Source organism: Mycobacterium sp. (assembly GCF_032161845.1).
Taxonomy (GTDB): Bacteria; Actinomycetota; Actinomycetes; order Mycobacteriales; family Mycobacteriaceae; genus Mycobacterium.
Map to the genome: position 1 here is coordinate 1 of NZ_JAVRQA010000450.1, position 2,875 is coordinate 2,875.

Annotated in this window: 3 protein-coding genes; 2 read left to right on the forward strand and 1 reads right to left on the reverse strand. The window is 68.0% G+C overall.

Features of this window, described 5'->3' with window-relative positions; translation table 11 throughout:
• Positions 1 to 1,419, forward strand: a 1,419-nt coding sequence (locus QOD90_RS24500; protein ID WP_526353950.1) for a xanthine dehydrogenase family protein molybdopterin-binding subunit, incomplete at its 5' end; no start/stop codon positions are given.
• 9 nt (positions 1,420 to 1,428) lie between these two features.
• Here QOD90_RS24500 and QOD90_RS24505 read toward each other — a convergent pair.
• Positions 1,429 to 2,244, reverse strand: coding sequence for a formate/nitrite transporter family protein (locus QOD90_RS24505; protein ID WP_526353952.1), 816 nt, complete (start codon positions 2,242 to 2,244; stop codon positions 1,429 to 1,431).
• A 119-nt stretch (positions 2,245 to 2,363) separates the two neighbouring features.
• On the opposite strand from QOD90_RS24505, the gene QOD90_RS24510 reads away from it, so the two are divergent.
• Positions 2,364 to 2,875 (forward strand): cutinase family protein (locus QOD90_RS24510; RefSeq protein ID WP_526353954.1); only part of this gene is annotated, 512 nt, incomplete at its 3' end.

Sequence of the window (2,875 nt, forward strand, 5' to 3'; positions counted from 1 at the left end):
ATCCGCGTGGTCGCCAAGAACATTGGCGGCGGTTTCGGCTCCAAGGGCGGACCGCACTCGCACAACGTGCTCGCCGTGATGGCCGCGCAGCGCGTGCCGGGGCGCCCCGTGAAGCTGGCGCTCACCCGCCAGCAGATGTTCGCCGTCGTCGGCTACCGCACGCCCACCATTCAGCACATCCGACTCGGTGCCGGACGCGACGGCGCCATCACCGCACTGAGCCACGAGGTCGTCGAACAGACCGCCACGGTCAAGGAGTACGCCGAGCAGACCGCGACGCCGACGCGCATGATGTACGCCGGCGCGAACCGCAAGACCAGCCACCGATTGGCGAAACTCGATGTGCCCGTGCCCTATTGGATGCGCGCTCCCGGCGAGTGCCCCGGCATGTTCGGCCTCGAGGTCGCGATGGACGAGCTCGCCGTCGCCTGCGGCATCGACCCTATTGAGCTGCGGATCCGCAACGAGCCGGACGTCGACCCCGAAACCGGCAACCCGTGGTCGGACCGTCGACTGGTCGAATGCCTGCGAACCGGCGCCGATCACTTCGACTGGGCAGCAAGGGATCCGAGGCCGGCCGCCCGTACCGACGGCGAGTGGCTCGTCGGCACCGGTGTCGCCTCGGCGGTGTATCCCGCGATGATTCAGCCAGGCAACGCCGCCCGCATCGAACTCACCGCAGCGGACCGCTACGCCGTGCAGATCGGCGCCGTCGACATCGGCACCGGCACGTGGACCGCCCTGACGCAGGTCGCCGCCGACATCCTCGGCTGCGACGTCGGAGCGATCGACCTCCAGATCGGTGACACCGACCTGCCCAGTGCGTCGGTGGAGGGCGGCTCGTCGGGCATCAGCTCGTGGGGACGCGCGATCTACGCTGCGGCGCAAGCGTTCCGGAAGGAGCACGGCGATCAGCCGCCCGTGGGCGCTGCGAGCACCGCGGACGCTCCGGAGAACGACGAGGCCGAGAACTACGGGATGTATTCGTTCGGAGCGCAGTTCGCCGAAGCCCGGGTCAGCCGCTACACCGGGGAGATCCACGTCTCCCGGATGCTCGGCGTCTTCTCGGTCGGCCGAGTGATCAACCCGGCAACGCTGCGGTCACAACTGATCGGCGGCATGACCATGGGCCTCTCGATGGCGTTGCAGGAGGAGAGTGTCCGCGACCACCGCTTCGGCCACGTCGTCACCCAGGATCTCGCCAGCTACCACATCAGCAGCCACGCCGACGTCGCCGACATCGATGCCATCGCGCTCGAGAGCGTCGACCAGCACTCCAATCCGATGGGCTCGCGCGGTGCTGGCGAGATCGGCATCGTCGGCTCGGCGGCCGCGGTGGTCAACGCCATCCACCACGCCACCGGCATCCGGGTGCGCAGCCTGCCCGTGATGTGCGATGCGCTGCTCGGTGCGGGTTAGCCGACGGCGTCAGGACTCGGCGTCCTCCCGCTCGTCCTGGAGCCGGTCCTTGCTGCGGATCAGCCGCAACAGCGTCACCAAGATCAGTCCGCCGAGGACGTTGGCGGGCGCGGTGTAGCCGAACCAGGTGAGCCAGCCGAGGTAACCGAACGGCGCATGCCCGGTGATGAGGGCGCCGAAGATCAACAGCGAGTCCAGGATTGAGTGGAACATCTGCAGCCCAGCCAGCAGGAAGGCGCCAGCGACCGCGGCGGCGATCTTGCCGGGAACGGAATCGGTGCCGTGCTGCATGCGGGTCATCAAGGTGATCACCATGCCGCCGAGGACGGCAAGCGCCAAGCTCTCCTTGGACAGCGGCGCCTCGACGTAGTGACGGGCCGACTCGATCGTCTGTGACTGCAGCTTCGGGAACGCCGTCATCACCAGCCACATGATCAGCCAGCCCCCGGCGAGGTTGGCCACCAGTGTGCCGCTCCACAACTTGAAGAGCTGAGGCACGCTGGCGCGCTTGGCGACCACCGTGGTGACGGGTACCAGGAATCCTTCGGTGAACAGCTCGCTGCGGCCGAGCAGCAGCGCGAGGAAGCCGACGGAGAACGCCAGACCCGCCAGCAGCGGGTCATGGGTCGCGCTGAGTACCGACAGGTAGGCCAGCACGCCCATCGCGACCTCGGTACCACCGAAGAAGCCGGTGGTGAGGACGTCGCGCCACGGGCGGTGCAGCCGTTGGGTGCCCTCCCCGATCATTCGATTGAACGCGTCCTCCAACTCGTCTTCGATGGGGCTGTCGGAATCACCGAGTTCGCGTTGATCTGTACCGCTCATGACCACCGAATACCCGCAGCGGGGCGCGCCACGCCTCGGAACGGATCGGGGTCCAACGGTTTGGCTGGCAAACCTCGGGGTAAGGGAACGGTTTCGGACAACCGATGCGAGGAACTCACATGAAAGCTCGACACATCACGCGGCCGCTCGCCGTCGCCTTCGCGATCGCCGGGGCGAACCTCGTCTCGGTGTTCGTTCCGCCCGCGTCCGCGGCGCCGTGCCCCGACGTCGAGGTGGTCTTCGCCAGGGGTACCGGCGAGCCGCCCGGTGTTGGCGGGATAGGCCAGTCGTTCGTGGACGAGTTGCGCGCGAAGCTGGGCTCACGAACGGTGGACGTGTACCCGGTCGACTACGCGGCAAGTGGCGACTTCACCAACCGTGAAGCGTTCGCCGGGACCGTCATCGCCGGGGTCCGAGACGCGGGTGCTCACGTGCAGTCGACGGCACAGAACTGCCCCAACACCAAGATCGTGCTGGGCGGGTACTCCCAGGGCGCGGTCGTCGCCGGCTACGTCACCGCCGCACAAGTACCGGCGGGCGTGCCCACATCGGTCACACCCGCGCCGCTACCGGCCGCGGTCGCCGACCACGTCGCTGCCGTAACGCTTTTCGGTAAGCCGTCACCGGCGTT

Bases quoted from the DNA above. Each gene is read 5' to 3' on its own strand.
- QOD90_RS24505 (WP_526353952.1), bottom strand. From the start codon at position 2,244: ATGAGCGGTACAGATCAACGCGAACTCGGTGATTCCGACAGCCCCATC.